Origin of the sequence: Jiangella alkaliphila (assembly GCF_900105925.1) — a bacterium.
GTDB classification, from domain to species: Bacteria; Actinomycetota; Actinomycetes; order Jiangellales; family Jiangellaceae; genus Jiangella; species Jiangella alkaliphila.
On the sequence record NZ_LT629791.1, the window covers coordinates 1,667,541 to 1,688,187 of the forward strand.

Genomic DNA, 20,647 nt, shown 5'->3' on the forward strand with positions numbered 1-20,647 from the left:
CCATGGTTGCCGTCGTCGACTGGGCCGTCATCGCCGCCTCGCTGGCCTACGCCGCGTGGGCGCTGGTCGCCGTGGTGCGCAACAAGCCGCCGCGCGAGTCGTACGTCATCGGCGCCGGCGTCGTCGAGCTGCTGATCGTCGTCCAGGCGGTGGCGGCGGTCGTTCTGATGATTTCGGACGGCACGCCGGAGGACACCGCGACGTTCATCGGCTACCTGCTGATGAACCTGATCATCGTCCCGCTCGGGCTGTTCTGGGCGCTCGCGGAGAAGTCCCGGTGGGGCACGTCGGTGCTGGTCGTGGCCGCGCTGGTGGTGCCGGTGCTGGTGGTGCGCATGCAGCAGCTCTGGGACGCGGGCGCCGCGTGAGTGCGACGAACCCGCGGTCCAGCGGGCCGGGGCGGCTGCTGATCGCCGTCTACGCCGTGTTCGCGCTGTCGGCGTCGGCGCGGGCCGGCGTGCAGATCGCGACCAGCTTCGACGAGGCGCCGGTGGCGTACCTGCTGTCGGCGTTCGCCGCGGTGGTGTACATCGTCGCGACGGTCGCGCTGGCCCGCCCCGGCGCGGCGGCCCGCCGGGTGGCGCTGGCCGCCGTCACCGTCGAGCTGATCGGCGTGCTCACGGTGGGCACGATCACCGCGTTCGACCCCGGCGACTTCCCCGACGACACCGTCTGGTCGCTGTACGGGCGTGGCTACGGGTTCGTGCCGCTGGTGCTGCCGGTGCTCGGGCTGCTCTGGCTGCGCCGCACGCGGTCGGCCGACGCGGGCCGGTAGCGAAGGTGCGCGGCGAGCGTCGGGTCGTCGCCGTCGCGCGCCAGGCGGACGATCTCGCCGCCGGGTGCGTCGTAGAAGCGGACTCCGTCACCGAGCAGGACGGGCGCGACGTGAACGTCGATCTCGTCGACCAGTCCCAGCTGGAGCAGCTGCCGGCCGATCGACGCGGAGAACACCTGCAGGTTCTTGCCTCGCGCCGCGTCCAGGCCGATCCGCACCGCCTCGGTCAGTGAGCAGCTGAGCACCGTGATGCCGTCGGCCGCGCGGGCGTCCTCGGGGTGGTGGGTGAGGACGAAGATCGGACCGCTCCACGCTCCGCCGTAGGGCCGCGAGTCGCCGACGGCGCTGTCGTATCCGTCCCGTCCGGCCAGGATCGCGCCGGTGCTCTCGATGTACTCCTGGTGCAGGCCGTCGCGGACCGTGGTCCCGTCCATGAAGTCCATGCTGTGGCCGGGACCGGCGACGAAGCCGTCCAGCGACATCACGAACGCGAGGTGGACCTTCCCGGCGGCGGTCTGCGGTCGAGGGTCATGCATGAGCAGGCTCCTTCATGTCGAGCGGTTCAATGGTGGGATCGGACAGCCGCAGGCCGGGGGTGAGCGCGGCGGTGACGACGACCGACAGCGCCGCCATCACGGCGATGGCCGTCCCGACGGGAAGCACCTGGGCGACCAGGCCGGCCACCGTCGCACCGGCCGCCTGCATCGCCTTCATGCCCGACGCGTGCAGCCCCAGGGCCTGACCGCGCACGTCCTTGCCGGTCAGCGCGATCAGCCGTTCCTGCAGCAGCAGCGTCGACATGAAGCCGACGGACGCGATGGCGGCCGCGACGGCCGCGACGGGCAGGTTCAGCGGGAGCACGAACAGCAGGTACGGCGCCGCGAGGGCGAAGCGCAGCGGCGTGACGTAGCGCTGCCGGGTCGCTGGCGACAGCAGCCGCCCGGCGGCCAGGTCGCCCAGCAGCATGCCCAGCGCGGCCGCGACGAACAGGACCGCGGCGGCGTGCGGCGCGTACGGGACGAACAGCGCCTCGCACCCCACCACCAGCCCGTTGGGCACCCACATCGCGAGGTAGACGGCCCGGCGGGCCGGCGTGGAGAGCAGCTCCCGGTTGATCCGCCAGGTGATCGCGAGGGACGGACGGCCCGAGCTGCGTGCCGGCCGGGGGCTCAGGCCCAGCCGGAGGACCAGGAGCGACCCGAAGGCCAGCGCCGCACCGACGAGCAGTGCCGTTCTGGGCGACACCACGGCGAGCAGGACGCCGCCGAGCGCGAACCCCGTCACCTGCATCGCGCCGACCGACATGTTGAGCACCGACCGGCCCAGGACGTAGCCGTCGGCCGGCAGGATCTCGTCGAGCAGTCCGTACAGCACCCCGGACCCGATCGACGCCGTCAGGCCGAGGGCGAAGATCACCGCGAACATCGCCGCCAGCGGCAGTCCCGGCGTCGCCAGCGTCAGACAGGCCACGGCGGTGGCGAGGGCGACCAGCGTCAGCGCCGGTCGCGGCGGCACCCGGTCGGTCACCGAGAGCAGTGTGGTGGCGCCGATCACCGCGGCGAACGACGGCCCGAACATGGCCAGCGCCGACAGCAGCGGCGACTCCGTGCGGGCGTAGACCAGCGTGGCGAGCGCGAGCCCCGTCAGCGTCGTCGCCGCGACCGTCGCGCAGGACGCCGCGAACAGCGGGGTGAACTCCGGCGTGCGGAACAGTTCTCGGTAGGTGCGCATGACAGGCAGTCTCGGCAGCGCCGTCCTCAGGTGGGTAGAGTTTCGGATGGAGGCGAAACGTGGGCATCTGGCTGATCGACGCCGACGTCCTCGCCGGCGGCCGGTTCCGGGTGTCGGCGCTGGCCGAGACAATCGCGGCCATCAGGGTCCTGACGGGCGAGCAGTCGAACCGTCCCGGTCAGCTGGTCCGCCCCGCACAGTCGCGCGAGGCGTTCCGGGCCCGGATGGCCGCCGATCCCGTGGGCCGGGCGTTCGTGGCGGGGGCACTGCTCCCCACCTGGCTGGCCAACTTTCTCTGTGCGCCTCCGCTCGACGACGAGCCGGAGTTCGAGGACGAGCTGCACCGCATCCGCACGACGCCGGCCGCCGCGCTGCGTGCCGACCTGGCCGGCAACGACCCGGCGCTCGACGTGCCGGACCTGCCGGAGCGGATCGCCGACGTGCTCGACTGGGTGTGGACCGAGGCGATCGAACCGGACTGGCAGCGCCGGGCCCGGGCCTTCGAGGCGGACGCCGTCGCCAGGACCCGGCGCCTGAGCACCAGCGGCTGGGCAGCGGCGCTGGACGACATGCGCCCGGGGATGCGCTGGCTCGGCGGGGGACGCCTGCGGATCAACGCCTATGACTATCCGCCACGCGACCTGACCCAGGGGGAGCTGGTGTTCATCCCCGTCACCGGCGCCCGCGGCTGGGTCGGCTGGCGCCGGCCGCACCGCTACTCGATCGTCTACCCGTGCGCCGGGCTGCTGGCCGAGGGCCGTCGCACCGTGCCGGGCGCGCTGGGCCGGCTGATCGGGCCGGCCCGCGCGACGCTGCTGAACCTGCTCGACAACCCGATGAGCACGACCCAGCTCGTGGCGGCGACCGGGTTGGCCCTGGGCTCGGTCGGCGACCACCTCAAGGTGCTGCTGGACGCCCAGCTGGTGCGCCGCCGCCGGGCCGGACGCTCCGTCCTCTACTACCGCACGGCCGACGGCGACCGCCTGGTCCGAGCCGCCACCTCGCAAGGGAACGGGGGATAGCCTGCTCCACGTGAGGCGCAGGGACCGGGTGTACGCGTGGGTGCGACGGCATCCCGTCCTGCCCGACGCCGTCATCGCGCTCGGACTGCTGGTCACGCTCGTGGCGTTCGCGGCGGCCGCCCTCGACCCGGGCTGGGCGCACTTCGTCCTCGGCACCGTCATGTGCGCCGCGCTGGCGTTCCGGCGGGTCCGGCCGGTCGAGTCGTTCGGCGTCCTGGTCGCCGCCGGGCTGGTCCAGTGGGCCACCGGACTGGACCTGGCGCCGTACGACCTCGCGCTGCTCATCGGGCTGTACGCCGTCAGCGCCTATGGCCCGCGGTGGGCCAGCCGGGCCGGGCTTGCGGCCGGTTTCCTCGGCGTGGCGCTGGGCACGATGCGCTACGACACGTCCGCCGAGGACGAGCCGGCGGCCTTCGTGGCCAGCGCCATCGCGCTGGCGGCGACCGTCGTCGGCGCGTGGGCGATGGGCGACGTCCGCCGGGTCCGGCAGGCCTACGTCGCCGAGCTGGTCGAGCGGGCGCACCAGGCCGAGCGCGAGCGCGACCAGCAGGCCCAGCTGGCCGCCGCCGAGGAACGGTCCCGCATCGCCCGCGAGATGCACGACGTCGTCGCGCACAACCTCTCGGTCATCGTCGTGCAGGCCGACGGCGGCCGGTACGCCGGCGACCACGACCCGCAGGCCGCCCTCGACGCGCTGAAGACCATCGGCGACACCGGCCGGGGCGCGCTCGCCGAGATGCGCCGGCTGCTCGGCGTGCTCCGCGCCACCGACGACGCCGACGGCGGCGCCATCCGGCCGCAGCCCGGGCTGGGCAGCCTGCCCGAGCTGGTCACGTCGGTGCGCCAGGCCGGGCTGCCGGTCGACCTCGACGTCACCGGCCCGCCTCGGCCGCTGCCGCCGGGTCCGTCGCTGGCGGTGTACCGGGTGATCCAGGAGGCGCTGACCAACGCGCTCAAGCACGCCGGCCCGGCGGCGCGGGCACGGGTGGCGCTCGTGTTCGGCGCGGAGCGGCTGACCGCTCGCGTCACCGACGACGGCCGGGGCGCGGCCGCACCGAGCGACGGGCTCGGCCAGGGACTGGCGGGCATGCGGGAGCGGATGACGATGTACGGCGGCACGGTGACGGCGGGACCGGCGACCGGCGGTGGCTGGCGGGTCGACCTCGACCTGCCGTACGGCGGAGGGAAGTGAGCGTGCAGCCGGTCAAGGTCTTCCTGGTCGACGACCAGCAGCTGGTCCGGGCCGGGTTCCGGATGGTGATCGACTCCCAGCCCGACCTCGAGGTGGTCGGCGAGGCCGGCGACGGCGACGCCGCGCTGCACGCGCTCGCGGTCACCGCGGCCGACGTCGTGCTGATGGACGTCCGGATGCCGGTCCTCGACGGCGTCGAGGCGACCCGCCGGCTGCGCACCCGCGACGATGCGCCGAAGGTGATCGTGCTGACCACGTTCGACCTCGACGAGTACGCGTTCGCCGCGATCAAGGCCGGCGCCAGCGGCTTCCTGCTCAAGGACGCCCCGCCGCCGACGCTGCTCGACGCCGTCCGCACGGTGCACTCCGGCGACGCGGTGGTCGCGCCGAGCACCACCCGGCGGCTGCTGGAACGCTTCGCCGGCCACCTGCCCGAGGACGCGACGCCGCCGGACGCCGTCTGGGCCGAGCTCACCCAGCGCGAGCACGAGATCGTCCGCGAGGTGGTCCGCGGCCGGTCGAACGCCGAGATCGCCGCGACCCTGTTCGTCACCGAGGCGACCGTGAAGACGCACATCGGCCGGGTGCTGGCCAAGGTCGGCCTGCGCGACCGCGTGCAGCTGGTCGTGCTGGCCTACGAGACCGGGCTGGTGCGGCCGGGCGCGTCGTAGCGATGGACTAGCGTGCCGGCCATGCGCATGCTGCACCTCGGCCTCCGGGTCACCGACCTCGACCGCTCACTCGCCTTCTACACCGCGCTCGGCTACGCCGTGGCGGGCCGGGTCGCCGAGACGCCGTTCGGCAGCCTGACGATGCTGCAGCTGCCCGGCGACCCGTTCATCAGCCTCGAGCTGGTGCACGACCCGGCCCGGCCGGTCACCGACACCGGCGCCGTCAACCACCTCGTCGTCCAGACCGACGATATGTCCGCGACGGTCGCGGACCTCGCGGCGAAGGGCCTCACGGCCGAGCCTCCGGTCGACATGGGCGAGGGCATGTTCACGTCCTGGGTGACCGACCCCGACGGCTACCGCATCGAGCTGGTGCAGTGGCCGCCCGGCCATCCCGCGGGCATGACCGCCGCCGACTTCGTCGCGCCGTAGCGAAACTGGGTCCCGTGACTCCGACACTTGGCCTCAGTTCGAGCCGCGTAGCGTGGCTGGTGCCCGCTCCACATTGCAGGCGGCGTGTCTCACTAGCCATGTTGGCTGGCACCTTCGGCGCAGCGGGTGGCAGCGGTCAGTCGATCACGACCGTGGGTCCGGCGGACGCGTGCCTCATTGATATGGTCCCGCGGCGGGTCAGGTGCAGCGATCTCAACCAACGATCCCACCCAGTGATCTCGCCCAGTGGCGCGCCGGGGTGGGCGCACTGTCGTCGCGGTCGTGATCGATGTGAGATCGCTGCGGAAACGATGCGGCATCGCTGTGGCGGACGCGACAGTGTTCTCACATCGATCAGGCAGCGATCCCACATCGTTGCGCTGGGCAGGCGAACCACACCCCGGCGCGAGCATCGGATCTCGAAGACCAAGCGAAACTAGTCGTCGACCTCGACCCGGGCGGGTCGCTGCTCGCGAGCCGCGGGGGAGACGAGGCCGGCCACGACGGCGGCGACGGCGACGACCAGCAGGGCGTTCAGCACACCCTCGTGGTCGCCCAGCCAGCCGAGGATCGGCGGGCCGGCGAGGAACGCGGTGTAGCCGACCGACGCGACGACGCTGACCCGCGCGGCGGCCCGGCGCGGGTCGTCGGACGCGGCGCTCATGCCGAGCGGGAAGCCGAGTGCGGCACCGAAGCCCCAGACCACGGTGCCGATCAGCGCGACCGGCAGCGACCCGCCGAACACGACCAGCAACACACCCGCGGTGGCCAGCACGGCGCTGGTGCGCAGGACCGGCAACCGGCCGAAGCGGTCGACCAGCTGGGTGCCGGCCGTCCGCCCGACGGTCATGGCGGCGAGGAACACCGCGAAGCCGACCGCGCCGACGGCGTTGCTGACCTCGTAGCCGTCGACCAGGCCGAGCGCCAGCCAGTCGTTGGCGATGCCCTCGATCAGCGCGGCGCACATGACCATGAGGCCGATGACCAGCGTGCGCGGCTCGCGCCAGGCGACCAGGACCGACACGCGCTCGACCGGCGTGCCGTCGTCCTCGACCTCGGCGGTGCGGGGCAGGAAGCTGCGGGTGGCCACGAGGGCGACGACCATCGCGGCGACGCTGACGACGGTCAGGTGCACCACGACGGGGACGCCGACGGCCGACGCGCCCGCGCCGAGGCCGGCCCCGGCCACCGTGCCGAGACTGAACGCGGCGTGGAACCGCGGCATGACGGTGCGGCCGAGCAGCCGCTCGACCGCGGCGCCCTCGACGTTCATCGCGACGTCCCAGGAGCCGGAGCCGTACCCGATGAGCACCAGCCCGGCCGCGACCGCGGGGACGGCGCCGAGCGTGTCGGCGCCCATCCCGGCCAGCGTCAACCCGAGGGCGACCAGCACGGAGCCGCCGGCCACCGTCCGGGCCGCGCCGATCCGGCTGACGACCAGCCCCGACGTGGGCAGCGCGACGAGCGAGCCCGCGGCGAGCGCCAGCAGGACGCGGCCGATCTCGCCCGGCGTCAGGCCGAGCAGGTCGCGCACCTCGGGGATGCGTCCCATCCAGCTCGCGATGGCCAGCCCGTTGAGGGCGAACACCATGGCCACGGCGTTGCGGGCGCGGACGACCCTGGCCTGGTCGGGCGACTGGGCCGGAGCGGAGTGGTTCACGGCGGATCCTCAGGTGTCAAGACAGCATCAGGTTTGGGGGTCGAATCGATTCGATCGAATCGATTCGATATTCTCCTATGGTCGAGGATCGGATGCAAGCGCGAATTTCGGGCGGGAAGGCACCTGTGGGCGAGCACCGGGCAACGCTGGCGGCGGTGGCCGCGCGGGCCGGCGTGTCGCCGTCCACGGCGTCGCTGGCGTTCAGCGGCTCCGGGCCGGTGGCCGACTCGACCCGCGAACGGGTGCTGGCCGCGGCCCGCGAGCTGAGCTACGCCGGACCCGACCCGATGGCGCGGTCGCTGCGCCGGGGACGGTCCGGCATCGTCGGCGCCGTCGTCGGCGAGCGGCTGCTCTACGCGTTCCGCGACCCGGTGGCCGTCGCACTGCTCGACGGCATCGCCGAGGCGCTGAGCCCGTCCGGCACCGGGTTGCTGCTGCTTTCCGGCGACGCCCAGCACGGCAGCCCGACGACCGAGCAGGTGTCGCGGCTGCCGGTCGACGCCGTCGTGTTCGCCACCTGCGGCCGCGACGACGACCCGCTGCTCGACTTGTTCCTGCGCCGCGGCGTGCCGGTGGTCGCGGTCGACGGACCCGACAAGCCCGACCTCACCGTGCTCGACATCGACGACTACGGCGGCGCGGCCGAGCTGGCCCGGCATGTCGCGGCGCTGGGCCATCGCCGGGTCGCGGTCGCCGCGCTGCCGCTGCGGCTCGACGGCGGCAGCGGCCTGATCGACGACGCCCGCCGTGCCGTCATCGGATTCGCCGACTGCCGGGCCCGGCTCGACGCCACCGAGCACGTCTTCGGCACCGTGCCGGTCGCCGAGGCGCCCAGCAACGTCGTCGAGGAGGGCGAGCGGGCCGGCCGGCTGCTGCTCGCCGGCCCGGACCGGCCGACCGCGATCATCGCGCAGAGTGACCTGCTCGCCGTCGGCGTCATCCGGGCGGCCGAGGCGCTCGGGCTGCGCGTCCCCGACGACCTCACCGTCGTCGGCTACGACGGCATCGACACCCCCTGGCTGGGTGAGCGGGTGCTGACGACGGTCGTGCAGCCGATCGCCGAGAAGGGCCGGCTCACCGGCCGGATGGTCACCGAGCTGCTGGCCGGGCGGCGGCCGGCCAACGTGCACCTGCCGGTGCAGCTGCGGGTGGGTACGACGTCGGCGCCGCCGCTCAGTCGCTGAGCCAGGCGTCGACGCCGGCCAGCATCGTCCGCTTCAGCGCGGCGGGGGCGGCCGACGAGGTGATCGAGCCGCGTGCGAGCGCCGCCAGCTCGCCGTCGGTCAGCCCGAGCGCGTCGCGGCACAGCGCGTATTGGCCGGCCAGCCCGACGGCGAACAGCAGTGGGTCGTCGCTGCCGATCGCCACCGGCACGCCGGCCGCCAGCAGCGTCCGTACCGGCAGCTCGTCCAGCGCGTGCACGCCGAACGGCGGGTACGACGCCGGGCACAGCTCCAGCGCCACGCCCCGCTCGGCCAGCTGCGCCAGGACGGCCGGGTCGGCCGCGGCCGACGTGCCATGCCCGACCCGGGTCGCGCCCAGCATCTCGACGCAGGCCCGCACGTGCGCCGCCCCGGTGAAGAAGCCGCCGTGCGGGGTGCGCAGCAGTCCCGCGTCGGCGGCGACGCGGAACGCCGGCGCGAAGTCCTCGACCCGCCCGAGCCGCTCGTCGTTGGAGAGCCCGAACCCGACCACGCCGTCGCCGGCGTAGCGGGCGGCGAGGCGGGCCAAGGTCGTCGCGTGCTCGCCGGACCGGGCCCAGCTGGACGCGACGATGACGCCCATCGGCAGCGGCGCCGCGGCGGCCGCGGCCAGCACCGCCTCGACCGCCGCCTCCAGACCGCCGAACGCCGGCGCGTACGACGTCGGGTCGACCTGCAGCTCGGACCAGCCGCAACCGCCGGCGGCGTCGTCCTCGGCCGCCTCGCGGACCACCCGGGCGACGTCGTCCGGGGTGCGGATGGCGGCACGGGCGGCGTCGTAGCGGCCCTGGAAGACCGCCCACTCGTACGGGCCGCCGGTCAGCGCGGCCAGCGGCGGCACCGCGATGCCGTGCCGCGTCGCCAGCTCGTCCAGTGTGGCCGGGCGCATGGCCCCGGTGAGGTGCAGGTGCGACTGGACCTTCGGCAGCGTCTCGACGGGGCGGGGCGGCACGGACCGACCCTACCGAGAGGGCGCGTGCGACCTTGGTCGTACGCCGGGTCCACTCGCAGGTCCGACGATTCGCGCCGCCGTTCTCGCGACGCTGGATCCGTGAGCCTGCAGACCTCTGACATCCCCGGCGCCCCTCGCGCCGTCCTCGCGCCGGCGGTCCGCGCCGTCGGCCTGACCAAACTGCACGGCAGCGGCGACACCGCCGTCCGTGCCCTCGACGCCGTCGACGTCGCGTTCGCGGCGGGGCGGTTCACCGCGATCATGGGCCCGTCCGGGTCCGGCAAGTCCACGCTGGTGCACTGCCTGGCCGGGCTGGACACCGCGACGTCGGGCCGGGTGCTGCTCGGCGACACCGACCTCACCGCGCTGAACGACACCCAGCTGACGCTGCTGCGGCGCGACCGGCTGGGCTTCGTCTTCCAGGCGTTCAACCTGCTGCCGACGCTGGACGCGGAGGCCAACGTGCTGCTGCCGCTGAAGCTGGCCGGCCGCCGGGTGGACCGGCGCTGGTTCGCCGAGGTGGTCGATGTGCTGGGCATCGGCGACCGGCTGCGGCACCGGCCGAGCGAGCTCTCCGGCGGCCAGCAGCAGCGGGTCGCCGTCGCCCGGGCGCTGATCAACCGGCCCGAGGTGATCTTCGCCGACGAGCCGACCGGCAACCTGGACTCGCGCTCCGGCGGCGAGGTGCTGGCGATCCTGCGCACCAGCGTCCGCGAGCTGGGCCGGACCGTCGTCATGGTGACGCACGACCCGGTCGCGGCGTCGTCGGCTGACCGCGTCGTGATGCTCGCCGACGGGCACGTCGCCGGCGAGATCGCCGACCCCACGCCCGACGCCGTCCTCGACGGCCTGCGCCGGCTGGGTGGCTGACGATGGGATCGATCGTTCTTGCGGGGCTGCGTGCCCACCTGTTGCGGCTGGTGCTGACCGGCGTGGTCGTCGTCCTGTCGGTGGGCTTCACCGCGGCGACGCTGATCCTCACCGACTCGCTCGACGCGGGCAGCCGGCGCGAGCTGGCCGCCGACGCCGAGGGTGTCGACCTGTCGGTGCTGGCCCCGGCCGACGCGACGCTGACACCGGACGAGGTGGCGGCCATCGCCGGTGCCGACGGGGTCGCGGCGGCCGCGCCCCGGCGCGAGCTGGAGGTGAACACCGTCGACGCCGACGGCCGGATCGACCCGTTCGGCTACGCCCGCGTGGTCGCGGCGCCGCTGGACGCCGACGTGCCGGACGACGGCGTGCTGCTGGACCGGCGGTCGGCCGAGCGGCTCGGGCTGGCCGCCGGCGACGAGATCACGGTGGCGACGGCGGACGCGGCCGGCCTGGTCGCACTGCCGATCGCCGGGCTCGCCGATCCGTCCGCCGACGCCGGCGACGACCCGGAGCTCACCGCCGGCTGGGACGTCGTCGGCGAGTTCGCCGACCCGCCGGGTGCGTCCCGGGTCGACCTGCGGCTGGCCGACGGCGCCGACGCGGCCGCCGTCCGGGCCGAACTGGGCGCCGAGCACGAGGTCGTGACCGGCGCGGAGCTGGGTCAGCGGCTGATCGACCAGTCGTCCAAGCAGGAGGCGCTGCGGGTCCCGCTGCTGGTGCTGGGTGCGGTGTCGCTGATCGTCGCCGCGTTCGTCATCGCCAACACGTTCCGGATCCTGGTCGCCCAGCGGACCCGCGAGCTGGCGCTGCTGCGCACCGTCGGCGCGACCCGGCGGCAGGTGCTGCGCGGCGTGCTCGCCGAGTCCGTCGCGGTCGGGCTGGCCGGCAGCCTCGCGGGTGTCGCGGCCGGTGCTTTGACGGCGCTGGTGACCGGCTCGCTGCTGGACGCGACGCTGGTGCTGACGGTGACCGGGACGACGGTGGCGTGGTCGGTCGTGATCGGCGTGGTGATGACCGTCGGGTCGGCGTTGCAGCCGGCCCGGGCGGCGACCCGGGTGGCGCCGCTGGCCGCGCTGCAGGCCGTGCCCGACGGTGCGGACAGCCGCCGGACCGGCCGCGCGAGGATCGTCCTCGGGCTGCTGGCGATGGTGGCCGGCACGCTGGTGCTGCTCGCCGGCGCGGCCTCCGGCACGTCCGGCGGTGGCGCCGGGCTGATCCTGGTCGTGTTCGGCGCGGCGGTGTGCTTCCTCGGCCTGCTGATCCTCGGGCCGAAGGTGGTGCCGCCGCTGGTCCGGGCGCTCGGCGCGGTGGCGGCGCGGCTGGCCGGCGGGGGCCGCTCGACGGCGGAACTGGCGACGGCGAACGCGGTCCGCAACCCGCGCCGGGTCGCGGCCACGACAGCGGCCCTGCTGATCGGCGTCACGACGGTGGCCGGCTTCCTCACCGTCGTCGAGTCCTCGCGCGGGAGCGTCGGCCTCGTCGTCGACGGGCGGGTGCCGGCCGACTTCGCCGTGCGCACGGCCGCGTCCGAGCCGATCGCGGACGACGTCGCGCGCGCGATCGAGGAGCTGCCGGAGATCGGCTCCGTCGTCGTGGACGGCGACGATCTGCTGGCGGTGAATGCGGCCGACGGCGTCGACGGCGATGACGCGCGGGCCGCCATCGTCGCGGCGACCGAGGACCACCCGGAGCTGTCCGTGCAGAGCTTCGCCCAGCGCCGGGCCGACTTCGAGGAGGACCTGAACGAGGCCGTGAACCTGGTGCTGGCGATCTTGGCCCTGGCGCTGGTGATCGCGTTCATCGGCATCGCCAACACGCTGTCGCTGTCGGTGCACGAGCGGACCCGCGAAATCGGGCTGCTGCGGGCGCTCGGACTGACCCGCCGGCAGACCCGGGTGATGCTCGGCCTCGAGGCGGCGCTCATGGGCGCGGTGGCGGCCGTCGTCGGCTCCGCGGCCGGCGCACTGTTCGCCTGGGCCGCCGTCGCCAGCGTCCAGGAGCTGGAGTTCGTGGTGCCGTGGTGCCTGCTGGCGGTCAGCGCCGTGGTCGCGACGCTGCTCGGCGTCGTGGCGTCGATCGCGCCCGGCCAGCGTGCGGCCCGAACGTCCCCCGTCATGGCCCTCGCCGCCGACTGACCCTCCCGTCCCCATGATCATGTTCCCTGGCGGTCGCTGAGGCGCCGCCAGAGAACATGATCATGGGAATGATCTAGCCTGGTCGGTGTGACGGAGGAACGGCCGGCGCGTCTCGACGTCGGCGTCGTCGGTACCGGGCGGGTGGGCGCGGTGCTCGGCGCGGCGCTGGCCCGGGCCGGGCACCACGTGGTCGCCGGCTACGGCGTCTCGCTCACCAGCCGCACCCGGGCCGGCGCGCTGCTGCCTGACGTGCCGCTGGTCGACATGCCGCAGGTGTTCGCCCGCGCCGGGCTGGTGCTGCTCGCCGTCCCCGACGACGCGCTGCCGGCGCTGGTCGAAGGGCTGGCCGCGACGAAGACCGTCCGACCGGGTCAACTGGTCGTCCACACCAGCGGCCGGTACGGCGTCGGCGTGCTGGACGCGGCGACGAAGGCGGGCGCGCTGCCGCTGGCGCTGCACCCGGCCATGACGTTCACCGGCACGTCGGTCGACCTGCAGCGGCTGTCCGGCGCCACGTTCGGCGTCACGGCGCCGGAGCCGCTCTGGCCGGTCGCCGAGGCCCTCGTCGTCGAGATGGGGGCGGAGCCGATCCGCATCGCCGAGCAGCACCGCGCGCTCTATCACGCGGCGCTGACGCACGGGTCGAACCACCTGGTCACGCTGGTCAACGAGGCGATGGACCTGCTGCGCTCCACCGGCGTGGCCGAGCCCGACAAGATACTGGCGCCGCTGCTCTCCGCCGCGCTGGACAACAGCCTGCGCCAGGGCGACGACGCGCTCACCGGGCCGGTCTCGCGCGGCGACGCCGGCACCGTCGCCAGCCATCTCACCGAGATCGCCGCGGCCCGGCCCGAGTCGGTGAGCACCTACGTGGCGCTGGCCCGGCGCACGGCCGGGCGGGCACTGGCCGCCGGGCGGCTCAAGGCCAGCGACGCCGAGGCGCTGCTCGACGTGCTCGCCGAGCCACCCACCCCATGATGATCATGGGCCGTCGCCGCTGACCTGAGCCAAATAGAGGCGGCGGACGACGTCCTCGATGTCGGGCTCCTCGATGGCGAGGTCGCGCACCTGGCCGCGCCGCCCGACCGCCTCCAGCACGGCCCCCGCCGTCGTCGTCTCCGGGGTGAACGCCAGCCGGTGCCGCAGGCCGTCGGACTCGACGGCGACGCTGCGGGTGCCGTCGACGGCGCCGAGGTCGGGCACCGGCTCGACCAGGTCGATCACCATGACGCGTTCCGCGCCCACCTGCGCGCTCAGGCCGGGCAGCGTCCCGTCGTACACCAGGTGCCCGTGGTCGACCACCAGGATGCGGTCGGTGAGCCGCTGCACGTCGTCCATGTCGTGCGTGGTGAGCAGCAGCGTCGTGCCGTGCAGCGCGCGCTGCTCGGCGAGGAAGACGCGCAGCCGCTCCTTGCTCAGCACGTCCAGCCCGATGGTCGGCTCGTCGAGGATGAGCAGCCGCGGCGAGTGCAGCAGGGCGGCCGCGATCTCGCCCCGGATCCGCTGGCCGAGCGAGAGCTGGCGCACCGGCGTGGCGAGGAACGTGGCGAGGTCCAGCCGGTCGACCAGCTCGTCGCGGCGGGTCCGCCAGGTCGCCTCCGGCAGCCGGTGGATCGCGGCCAGCGCGCGGAACGACTCGGCCAGCGGCAGGTCCCACCAGAGCTGGCTGCGCTGGCCGAACACGACACCGATCTGCCGGGCCAGGTCGCGGCGCCGGCGCACCGGGTCCAGTCCGCAGGTGCGCACCGTCCCCGCCGTCGGTACCAGGATCCCGGTGAGCATCTTGATGGTGGTCGACTTCCCGGCTCCGTTCGCGCCGATGTACCCGACGGCGGCGCCGTCGTCGAGGTCGAAGGTCAGGTCGTCGACGGCGGCGACGACGGTGCGCGCGCGGCGCAGCCGGCCGGCCGGGCTGCGGACGACGAACTCGCGGCGCAGGTCGCGCACCTGGATGATCGGCTCGGTCATGATCCCGTCCCGGTGTAGTGGCGAAGGCCGGCCCGCCAGCCCAGCAGGGCAACGGCCCAGACGGCCCCGGCGGCCAGCGGCGTGCACCAGCCCAGCCAGTGCGGCGTGCCCGCGGGTCCCGGCAGGTCCAGCAGCACCAGCACCGGCAGGTACGCCACGAACGTGGCCGGCACGACGAACGTGAACAGCACCCGCATCGGCAGGCTGAAGATGCTGGCCGGATAGCCCGAGGCGTAGGCGCCGCCGTAGGTGAAGGCGTTCGAGAACTCCGAGCCTTCGACCAGCCAGAACTGCACGGCCGACGCGCAGACGAACAGCCCGGCGAAGACGGCGGTCCCGGTCAGCGGCGTCAGCACGACCAGCGTGACCTTGCCTGCCGTCCAGTCGATGTCGTTGAGCGGCAGCGCGACCGCGAGCAGCACGACGGATACGGCCACTCGCCCGAGCCGGCGCAGCGACACGTCGCTGGTGATCAGCTGGGCCAGCACCGGCAGCGGCCGGAGCAGGAACGCGTCCAGCGTTCCCGTACGCAGGTAGACCGGCAGGTTGTCGACGTGCCCGACCAGCAGGTCGGCCAGGCTGAAGGCGACGTTGGCCAGCGCGAACAGCAGCACCGCGGCGGCGAAGTCCAGCTCGCCGAGCAGGTCGACGTTGGCGAACAGGATGTACACCTCGGCGAACTCCATCAGCCCGATGCTGACGCTGCCCAGCAGGTCGGACACGAACGAGCGCCGGTACGCCGTCTGCGACCGCATCCGCGACCCGACCAGCACCCGGTAGGGCCGCCACCGCTCAGCCACCCTGCACCACCAGCTTCCGCGCGCCGCGGGCGAACACCAGCCGGCCCAGCAGCAGGACGCCGGTCAGCCAGGCCGCTTGCACGGCGAGCACGCCGAGCGCCGCCGTCCCCTCCGCACGCGCCGTGATGACGTCGACCGGCGCCTGCAGGATCGACGGGTACGGCGTCAGCGCGGCCACCGTGGCCAGCCAGCCGGGGAACCAGTGCACCGGGATGACCAGGCCGGACAGGATGCCCATGGCCACGACATTCAGGGTGAGCACGCCGCGCAATTCGATCAGCCAGAACGCCGTCAGGTTCACCAGCCACCAGACCGAGAACGACACCGAGACCCCCAGCACGATGCTGACCACCCCGAGCGCATAGGGCAGCGGCGTCGCCGGCAGCGCCAGCCCGGTGACCAGCGCGCCGGCCAGCAGCGGCGGCGCGCCGCGCGGGATGAACTGGTGGATCGCCCGGCCGAGGAACCCGGCGAGGTAGGCGAACTGCGGGTCGAGCGGCCGCGCGAGGTCGACGGCGACGTCGCCGTCGCGGATGCGCAGCGCCAGCTCGTTCCAGTTGAACACGTTGACCGGCGCGACGAGGGCCTGCACGATCCACGCGTACGTGGCGCCGGTGAGGGCGTCGTAGCCGGCCAGCTCACCGCCGGCCGCGCCGATGGCGCCCATGGTGATGGACGCCTTGATCAGGCCGAAGACTGTGTTCGTGAACGCGCCCGCCGCGGTCGCCAGCCGGTACGTCGACCACCGGCGGAAACCGAGGACGACGAGCGTTGCGAACAGGCGCACAGTCGCCGTACGCTACCCGGCCCGCGTACCACTGTCACCGGCTTTTGTGTTACTTTGCGGCAGGGCACACGCAAGGCCGTCCGGTACCCGTTTCGCGAGGAGCGACAGCGCGTGATTGCCCATCCGCCGCGCCGTTCTCGCGTTGCCCTCGTCACGTTCTGCGCCGGGGTGCTGGCGCTGGCCGGCTGCGGCGAGACCGGCGGCGAGGAGCCCGCCGGCCTCGACGACCCGACCACGACGGCGCCCACCTCCGAGCCATCGGAGGACCCCACGGCCGATCCAACGACGACGCCGACGGAGGAAGCCGCGCCGGTCGAGCACGCGTTCCCCGACGCCGGCGTGACGATCGTGACGCCGCCACCGGCCGGCCCCGCCGAGGAGGCCGCGCTGGCCACGTACGTCGAGTTCGCCCGCGAGTGGCGGTGGTCGCTGGGCGAGGTGACGCTCAGCGAGCAGCTCGCCGGGCTCACCGTCGCGCCGATCCTCGACGAGGTCGAGCGCTCGCTGGAGTACCAGGTCGACAACGGCATCCGTTACGGCGGCCTGATGGTCATCACGCCGGTCGTGGAGGAGAGCAGCGACACCCTGGTGGTGCTCGGCGGCTGCGTCGACGGCTCCGACATGCTGCTGATCGACGACGGCGAGGAGCGGGCGCCGGACGGCATCGAAGAGAACCCGGTCATCCCCCTGCGCGCCGTGCTGGCCAACGACGGCAGCGGCTGGCGGGTCAACGAGAACACACTCGACGAGGACGCCTCATGCTGAACCGACACCCGATGATCCGGCGCGCCGCTCTCGGCCTGGCGCCCGCCCTGCTCGTCGCCACCGGCCTGACGGCGGCCGCGATCCCGCCGGCGGCGGCCGACCCCGAGCCGCGCTGCAGCATCGGCAGCTGCGACGACGATGACGGCGGCTCCGAGGCCGAGTCCGGCGACGGCTCCGTCACGATCTTCGTGTGGGGCTCCGGCACGACCGGCGGCGGCGAGGGCTACGAGATCCCCGGCGAGTCGGTCACCGTGCTGCCGCCGTGCCGGTACTTCAACACGACATGGAGCGGCAAGCAGTACTACGACATGGTCCAGAGCGGTGAGTGGGTCGGCGGCCGCGACGAGGACGGCAACCCCATCCCGCCGTACCCGGGCTACGAGGCGTACAAGGACGACACCGAGGGCCGGTGGTGGTCCGGCATGTGCTCGAGCGCGGACTACGACGGCCCCATCGAGGACTTCATCGAGTTCTCCAACGACTGGTTCGACAACGAGTTCGAGCCGCTCTACGTCGAGCCCGGCGAGCCCGTCCCGGTTCCGCCCATCCCGCCGGAGGTCCTGGTCCAGGTCGCCTACGACGCGATGACGCTGCCCGACCCGCAGATCGGCTGGAACCCGCGGCGCGAGGGCGACGGCGCCACGTTCGTCAACCTGCCCACGTGGATGTGGCTCGAGGACGGTCCCGTCACGCTCGAGGTGCACGCCGAGGCCGGCGCCAACGAGGCCCGGGTCGAGGCGACGATGACCTCGATGAACTTCTCCGCCAGCAACGCCGCCCCGGTGTCCTGCGACGGCCATGGGGTCGCCTGGACGTCCGGCGCCACGTCCGACTGCGCGCTGACGTTCACCCGGTCCAGCGCGCACCTGCCGGGCGGCATCACGAACGTGCTGGCGGAGAGCGAGTGGGCGATCGAGTGGTTCGCCAACGGGGTGCCGGAGGGCCCGCTCGACCCGCAGACGACGTCGGCGACGTTCGGCCTGCCGATCGCGGAGGTGCAGACGATCGTCACGCGGTAGTCCCGGTACGGTGTCGCCTGTGGAGGGCCGCGCATACCGGCGGCGACTGGGGGCCGGAGGCCTCCACGAGTCGTCGGTCGGGTGTGACGAGAGCGGCACACCACCGACTGGCGCATGCGCGGCCCGACACGTCAGAGTGTCATCGTGACCGATCCGATCGTCGCCCGCACCAGGGACGACCTCGCCGAGGCGTTGTCGCGCGGCGAGAACGAGAGCGCCGTCGTCATGACGATGGGCGCGCTGCACGAGGGCCACCGTGCCCTCATGCGCGCCGCCCGCGAGGAGGCCGGTGACGCCGGCACCGTGATCGTGACGATCTTCGTGAACCCGCTGCAGTTCGGGCCGGGCGAGGACTTCGACCGCTACCCGCGCGCGTTCGACGCCGACCTCGCGGCCTGCGCCGACGAGGGCGTCGACATCGTGTTCGCGCCGGCGACGGAGGAGCTGTACCCGTACGGGACGCCGCAGGTCACCGTCGCGCCCGGGCCGCTGGGCGAACAGCTGGAGGGCGCGGTGCGGCCCGGCCATTTCGCCGGCGTGCTGACGGTGGTCGCGAAACTGCTCAACCTCACCGTGCCGAGCTACGCGCTGTTCGGCGAGAAGGACTACCAGCAGCTGGTGCTGATCCGTCGCATGGTGGCCGACCTCGAGCTGCCGTACGAGATCGTCGGCGTGCCCACGGTGCGCGAGGCCGACGGGCTGGCGCTGTCCAGCCGCAACCGCTACCTCTCCGACGCCGAGCGGGCCGCCGCGCCGGCACTCGCCCGCGCGCTGCGGGCCGGCGCCGACGCCGCCGCGGGCGGGCCGGACGCCGTCGTCGCCGCCGCCCGGGCCGAGCTGGCCGGCGTCGACGTCGACTACTTGGAGCTGCGCGCCGCCGACCTCGCGTCCGGCCCCGGCTCCGGGCCGGCCCGGCTGCTGGTCGCCGCCCGTGCGGGCACCACCCGGCTGATCGACAACATCGGCGTCGACCTGCCCTGACGCGCCCAGGCGTAGGCTTGTGGCGCGTGACTGGAGTTCGCATACCCCGCCGCATGCGCACAGAAGACCCGGGCTGGACGGTGTCCGCCGACGTCGTGGTGGTCGGCAGCGGCATCGCCGGGCTGACCACGGCGCTCGAGGCGCGCAAGGCCGGCCGGGTCCTGCTCGTGACGAAGACCCAGCTGTCCGACAGCGCGACGGCGTGGGCGCAGGGCGGCATCGCGGCGGCCCTCGGGCCGGAGGACAGCCCCGAACAGCACCTGCGCGACACCCTCGTCGCCGGCGTCGGGCTGTGCGACGAGGCCGCCGTCCGCACGCTGGTCACCGAGGGCCCGCGGCGGGTGCGTGAGCTGGTCGAGCTGGGCGCCGAGTTCGAGCGCACCCCCAACGGTGACATCGCGCTGACCCGCGAGGGTGGCCACCATCGCAACCGCATCGCGCACTCCGGCGGCGACCAGACCGGCAAGGAGATCTCCCGGGCGCTGCTCGACGCGCTGGCCGCCGTCCGCGAGGACCCGCAGATCGAGGTCGTCGAGCACGCGCTGGTCACCGACATCCTCACCGACGCCGCCGGCCGGGCCTGCGGCGTCACCCTGCACGTCATCGGCGCCGGGCGGCAGAGCGGCGTCGGCGCGGCGCTGGGCCGGGCGGTCGTGCTGGCCACCGGCGGGCTCGGCCAGGTCTACGCGTCCACCACCAACCCGCCGGTCTCCACCGGCGACGGCGTCGCGGCGGCGCTGCGGGCGGGTGCGCAGGTGGCCGACCTCGAGTTCGTCCAGTTCCACCCGACGGTGCTGTGGCTCGGCCGGTCCGCGAAGGGGCAGCAGCCGCTGATCTCCGAGGCGGTCCGCGGCGAGGGCGCCGTGCTGCGCGACGTCGAGGGTCGCCGGTTCATGAAGGGCCGGCACGAGCTGGCCGAGCTGGCGCCGCGCGACGTCGTCGCCAAGGGCGTCATGACGGCGATGGCCGAGACCGGCGCGGAGCACGTCTGGCTCGACGCCCGGCACCTCGGCGGGACGTTCCTGGAGGAGCGGTTCCCCACCATCGTCGCCCGCTGCCGCTCGTACGGCATCGACCCCGCCACCGACCTCGTCCCCGTAGCGCCCGCCCAGCACTACGCCAGCGGCGGCGTGCGCACCGACCGCCGCGGCCGCACCAGCGTCCCCGGCCTCTACGCGTGCGGCGAGGTGTCCTGCACCGGCGTCCACGGCGCCAACCGGCTCGCGTCGAACTCGCTGCTCGAAGGGCTGGTCTGGGGGCACCGCATCGCCGAGCACCTCGCGTCGTCGCTGGACGACGCGCACCCCGGCGACCCGGTCGAGCGCAGCGGCCCGGTCGGCCTGCTCGCCGCCGACGCCCAGCCGTTCGTCCAGTCCGCCATGACGGCCGGCGCCGGCGTGCTGCGCTCGGAGTCGTCGCTGACGACGCTCTCCGCCCGGCTCGCGAGCCTCGCCGCCGACCCCGTCAGCGAGCGAATGACGCCTGATTCCTGGGAGACGACCAATCTCCACACGGTGGCCGTTACGCTCGGTCGGCATGCCGCCATGCGGGAAGAGACTCGTGGCGGCCATTGGCGTGAGGACTTCCCGGATCGGGATGACCCCCGCTGGCGCGGCCACCTGGTCAGCGTCGTGGACCCGGACGGTGTGCTCACGACGACATATGAGCCCATGAAGGAGTAA

General features: G+C 74.0%; 21 protein-coding genes. 14 read left to right on the top strand and 7 right to left on the bottom strand.

Going from position 1 to position 20,647, the window contains the following annotated elements:
• Positions 1-2 precede the first annotated feature (2 nt).
• Both BLV05_RS07780 and BLV05_RS07785 read left to right on the top strand, forming a co-directional pair.
• Positions 3-368: a hypothetical protein gene (locus BLV05_RS07780; protein WP_046767927.1), complete on the top strand. Its 366-nt coding sequence runs from the start codon at positions 3-5 to the stop codon at positions 366-368.
• On the top strand, positions 365-775 hold the full coding sequence (locus BLV05_RS07785) for a hypothetical protein (protein ID WP_152690661.1): 411 nt from the start codon (positions 365-367) through the stop codon (positions 773-775). Before BLV05_RS07780 ends, BLV05_RS07785 begins: the two co-directional genes overlap by 4 nt.
• On the opposite strand, the gene BLV05_RS07790 is transcribed toward BLV05_RS07785, so the two are convergent.
• Positions 694-1,311 carry a dihydrofolate reductase family protein gene (locus BLV05_RS07790; protein ID WP_046767928.1) on the bottom strand — a complete coding sequence of 206 codons (618 nt, stop codon included), beginning with the start codon at positions 1,309-1,311 and terminating at the stop codon, positions 694-696. The two genes, BLV05_RS07785 and BLV05_RS07790, sit on opposite strands and share 82 nt — an antisense overlap.
• Positions 1,304-2,506, bottom strand: a complete 1,203-nt coding sequence (locus BLV05_RS07795) for an MFS transporter (RefSeq protein ID WP_046767929.1) — start codon at positions 2,504-2,506, stop codon at positions 1,304-1,306. Before BLV05_RS07795 ends, BLV05_RS07790 begins: the two co-directional genes overlap by 8 nt.
• 59 nt (positions 2,507-2,565) lie before the next feature.
• On the opposite strand from BLV05_RS07795, the gene BLV05_RS07800 reads away from it, so the two are divergent.
• The 4 genes from BLV05_RS07800 to BLV05_RS07815 are packed head-to-tail and all read left to right on the top strand — an operon-like array spanning position 2,566 to position 5,823.
• Positions 2,566-3,528: an ArsR/SmtB family transcription factor gene (locus BLV05_RS07800; RefSeq protein WP_046767930.1), complete on the top strand. Its 963-nt coding sequence runs from the start codon at positions 2,566-2,568 to the stop codon at positions 3,526-3,528.
• 10 nt (positions 3,529-3,538) lie between these two features.
• Positions 3,539-4,720, top strand: a complete 1,182-nt coding sequence (locus BLV05_RS07805) for a sensor histidine kinase (RefSeq protein ID WP_046767931.1) — start codon at positions 3,539-3,541, stop codon at positions 4,718-4,720.
• Positions 4,717-5,391 carry a response regulator transcription factor gene (locus BLV05_RS07810; RefSeq protein WP_197683576.1) on the top strand — a complete coding sequence of 225 codons (675 nt, stop codon included), beginning with the start codon at positions 4,717-4,719 and terminating at the stop codon, positions 5,389-5,391. The genes BLV05_RS07805 and BLV05_RS07810 overlap by 4 nt, the downstream gene beginning before the upstream one ends.
• 21 nt (positions 5,392-5,412) lie before the next feature.
• A complete protein-coding gene (locus tag BLV05_RS07815; RefSeq protein ID WP_046767932.1) occupies positions 5,413-5,823 on the top strand; it encodes a VOC family protein in 411 nt (136 codons plus the stop codon).
• Positions 5,824-6,259: 436 nt separating this feature from the next.
• Here the strand turns inward: BLV05_RS07815 and BLV05_RS07820 are convergent, their stop codons facing one another.
• Positions 6,260-7,483 carry an MFS transporter gene (locus BLV05_RS07820; RefSeq protein ID WP_197683577.1) on the bottom strand — a complete coding sequence of 408 codons (1,224 nt, stop codon included), beginning with the start codon at positions 7,481-7,483 and terminating at the stop codon, positions 6,260-6,262.
• Positions 7,484-7,608: 125 nt separating this feature from the next.
• On the opposite strand from BLV05_RS07820, the gene BLV05_RS07825 reads away from it, so the two are divergent.
• The gene (locus BLV05_RS07825) at positions 7,609-8,667 is read left to right on the top strand and encodes a LacI family DNA-binding transcriptional regulator (RefSeq protein WP_197683578.1); all 1,059 of its coding nucleotides are present in this window, start codon (positions 7,609-7,611) and stop codon (positions 8,665-8,667) included.
• Here BLV05_RS07825 and add read toward each other — a convergent pair.
• Positions 8,657-9,637, bottom strand: a complete 981-nt coding sequence (gene add / locus BLV05_RS07830) for an adenosine deaminase (RefSeq protein ID WP_046767933.1) — start codon at positions 9,635-9,637, stop codon at positions 8,657-8,659. The two genes, BLV05_RS07825 and add, sit on opposite strands and share 11 nt — an antisense overlap.
• A gap of 99 nt (positions 9,638-9,736) precedes the next feature.
• Here add and BLV05_RS07835 point away from each other — a divergent pair, with 99 nt between their 5' ends.
• From BLV05_RS07835 to BLV05_RS07845, 3 genes are all read left to right on the top strand, one after another.
• Positions 9,737-10,507: an ABC transporter ATP-binding protein gene (locus BLV05_RS07835; protein ID WP_046767934.1), complete on the top strand. Its 771-nt coding sequence runs from the start codon at positions 9,737-9,739 to the stop codon at positions 10,505-10,507.
• A 2-nt stretch (positions 10,508-10,509) separates the two neighbouring features.
• Positions 10,510-12,645: an FtsX-like permease family protein gene (locus tag BLV05_RS07840; RefSeq protein WP_152690662.1), complete on the top strand. Its 2,136-nt coding sequence runs from the start codon at positions 10,510-10,512 to the stop codon at positions 12,643-12,645.
• Between the two features lie 87 nt (positions 12,646-12,732).
• Positions 12,733-13,623: a Rossmann-like and DUF2520 domain-containing protein gene (locus tag BLV05_RS07845; protein WP_231948775.1), complete on the top strand. Its 891-nt coding sequence runs from the start codon at positions 12,733-12,735 to the stop codon at positions 13,621-13,623.
• A gap of 3 nt (positions 13,624-13,626) precedes the next feature.
• Here the strand turns inward: BLV05_RS07845 and BLV05_RS07850 are convergent, their stop codons facing one another.
• Genes BLV05_RS07850 through BLV05_RS07860 form a run of 3 tightly spaced genes read right to left on the bottom strand, consistent with a single transcriptional unit; the run spans position 13,627 to position 16,200 of the window.
• A complete protein-coding gene (locus tag BLV05_RS07850; RefSeq protein ID WP_046767937.1) occupies positions 13,627-14,613 on the bottom strand; it encodes an ABC transporter ATP-binding protein in 987 nt (328 codons plus the stop codon).
• Positions 14,610-15,413, bottom strand: coding sequence for an ABC transporter permease (locus tag BLV05_RS07855; RefSeq protein ID WP_046767938.1), 804 nt, complete (start codon positions 15,411-15,413; stop codon positions 14,610-14,612). Before BLV05_RS07855 ends, BLV05_RS07850 begins: the two co-directional genes overlap by 4 nt.
• Positions 15,406-16,200, bottom strand: a complete 795-nt coding sequence (locus BLV05_RS07860; RefSeq protein WP_046767939.1) for an ABC transporter permease — start codon at positions 16,198-16,200, stop codon at positions 15,406-15,408. Before BLV05_RS07860 ends, BLV05_RS07855 begins: the two co-directional genes overlap by 8 nt.
• A gap of 111 nt (positions 16,201-16,311) precedes the next feature.
• Between BLV05_RS07860 and BLV05_RS07865 the strand changes: the two genes are divergently transcribed.
• The 4 genes from BLV05_RS07865 (at position 16,312) to BLV05_RS07880 (ending at position 20,647) form a co-directional block, all read left to right on the top strand.
• Positions 16,312-16,965: a hypothetical protein gene (locus BLV05_RS07865; protein WP_152690663.1), complete on the top strand. Its 654-nt coding sequence runs from the start codon at positions 16,312-16,314 to the stop codon at positions 16,963-16,965.
• Positions 16,959-17,984, top strand: coding sequence for a hypothetical protein (locus BLV05_RS07870; protein WP_046767941.1), 1,026 nt, complete (start codon positions 16,959-16,961; stop codon positions 17,982-17,984). Before BLV05_RS07865 ends, BLV05_RS07870 begins: the two co-directional genes overlap by 7 nt.
• Positions 17,985-18,098: 114 nt before the next feature.
• On the top strand, positions 18,099-18,965 hold the full coding sequence (panC, locus tag BLV05_RS07875) for a pantoate--beta-alanine ligase (protein WP_046767942.1): 867 nt from the start codon (positions 18,099-18,101) through the stop codon (positions 18,963-18,965).
• Between the two features lie 53 nt (positions 18,966-19,018).
• Positions 19,019-20,647, top strand: a complete 1,629-nt coding sequence (locus BLV05_RS07880; RefSeq protein WP_046767943.1) for an L-aspartate oxidase — start codon at positions 19,019-19,021, stop codon at positions 20,645-20,647.